We start from the raw sequence: 2,145 nt of genomic DNA, 5'->3' as shown, positions 1-2,145 counted from the left end.
ACTCGTTGCCCTCCGGATCCACCAGCACCGTCCACGCCAGCCCGGGGACCTCGTGCTCCGCCACCTCCTTCGCACCCAGCTCCACCAGCCGCGCCACCTCGGCCCGGCGGTCCTCGCAGCCGAAGTCCACGTGGACGCGGTTCTTGCCCGCTCTCGGCTCCGGGACCCGCTGCAGCCCCACCGTCAGCCCGCCCGCCGGGGGTGGGGCCAGGATGAGGAAGTCGCCGTGGTCCTGGGCGACCGCCGTGCCCAGGGCGGCCGTCCAGAACTCCGCCAGCCTCTCCGGGTCCGCGCAGTCGATCGTGATCATGCCCATGTGCATCGCCATGCCCCGAAGCTAGCGGCGGCCACCGACAAAAACCGGCCGCCGAGTAACCCGTTGGAGTCACGGCCGGGTGAGTGACTACCCTGAGCGGGACTTTCACACCCGCCCGGCGCAGGGAGCCCCGCAGTGATCACCAGGACTTCGTCGTTGTTCCTTCGCACGTTGCGCGAGGATCCGGCGGACGCCGAGGTACCGAGCCACCGGCTCCTGGTACGTGCCGGCTACGTCCGCCGGGTCGCCCCGGGCGGGTACTCCTGGCTGCCGCTCGGCCTGCGCGTGCTGCGCCGCATCGAGGCCGTCGTGCGCGAGGAGATGAACGCCATCGGCGCGCAGGAGATCCAGTTCCCCGCGCTGCTGCCGAAGGAGCCCTACGAGGCCACCGGCCGCTGGACCGAGTACGGCGACGGCCTCTTCCGCCTCAAGGACCGCAAGGGCGCCGACTACCTCCTCGGCCCGACGCACGAGGAGCTCTTCGCCCTCACCGTCAAGGGCGAGTACAGCTCGTACCGCGACTACCCGGTCACGCTCTACCAGATCCAGACCAAGTACCGCGACGAAGCCCGCCCCCGCGCCGGCATCCTGCGCGGCCGCGAGTTCGTCATGAAGGACTCGTACTCCTTCGACCTCGACGACGACGGCCTCGCGCGCTCCTACCAGGCCCACCGCGACGCCTACGTGAAGCTGTTCGACCGCCTCGGCCTCGAGTACGTCGTCGTGAAGGCGACGTCGGGCGCCATGGGCGGCTCGGCGTCCGAGGAGTTCCTCGCGGTCGCCGAGACGGGCGAGGACACCTACGTCCGCAGCACCGAGTCCGGTTACGCCGCGAACGTCGAAGCCGTCGTCACGCCCGCGCCGGCCGCGCAGCCGATCGAGGGCCGTCCCGAGGCGCAGGTGCACCACACGCCGAACACGCCGACCATCGAGACGCTGGTCGCCTTCCTCAACGAGGCGAACCTGGGCCGCACCTTCACCGCGGCCGACACGCTGAAGAACGTCATGCTCAAGACGCGTCAGCCGGGCTCGGACGAGTGGCAGCTCGTCTGCGTCGCCGTCCCGGGCGACCGCGAAGTGGACATGAAGCGCCTCGAAGCGTCGCTGGAGCCGGCCGAGGTCGCGCTGCTCGACGAGGCGGACTTCGCGAAGCACCCGTTCCTCGTCAAGGGCTACATCGGCCCGAAGGCGCTGCAGGACAACGGCGTGCGCTACCTCGCCGACCCGCGGATCGTCCCCGGCACCGCCTGGGTCACCGGGGCCGACAAGGTCGACCACCACGTCGTCGACCTGCTGGCCGGCCGCGACTTCACCCCGGACGGCACCATCGAGGCCGCCGAGGTCCGCGAGGGCGACGTGTCGCCGGACGGGCAGGGCACCCTGGTCGCCGCGCGCGGCATCGAGATCGGGCACATCTTCCAGCTGGGCCGCAAGTACACCGACGCCTTCGAGGTCGACGCGCTCGGCCCGGACTCGAAGCCGATCCGGATCACCATGGGTTCGTACGGCGTCGGCGTCTCGCGGCTGGTCGGCGTGCTCGCCGAGCAGAACCACGACGACCTCGGCCTGATCTGGCCGCGCGTGGTCTCGCCGTTCGACGTGCACATCGTCATCGCGGGCAAGGACGAGACGATCGCGGCCGGCGCCGAGAAGATCGCCGCCGAGCTGGACGCGGCCGGCGTCGAGGTCATCCTCGACGACCGCAAGGCGACCCCGGGGGTCAAGTTCGCCGACGCCGAGCTGGTCGGCGTCCCGACCATCCTGGTCGTCGGGCGCGGCCTGGCCAACGGCGTCGTCGAGGTCAAGGACCGGCGCTCCGGCGACCGCGA

General features: G+C 71.2%; 2 protein-coding genes. One reads left to right on the top strand and one right to left on the bottom strand.

The window, feature by feature from the left end; translation table 11 throughout:
• Window positions 1–328, bottom strand: a 328-nt coding sequence (locus tag CCN39_RS48610; protein WP_086853990.1) for a VOC family protein, incomplete at its 3' end; no start/stop codon positions are given.
• 123 nt (window positions 329–451) lie between these two features.
• On the opposite strand from CCN39_RS48610, the gene CCN39_RS48605 reads away from it, so the two are divergent.
• Window positions 452–2,145: proline--tRNA ligase (locus CCN39_RS48605; RefSeq protein WP_086853988.1), on the top strand; the 1,694-nt coding region annotated here is incomplete at its 3' end.

The organism is Amycolatopsis kentuckyensis (assembly GCF_002155975.1).
Taxonomy (GTDB): Bacteria; Actinomycetota; Actinomycetes; order Mycobacteriales; family Pseudonocardiaceae; genus Amycolatopsis; species Amycolatopsis kentuckyensis.
This window is presented reverse-complemented; position numbering and strand designations above follow the sequence as displayed.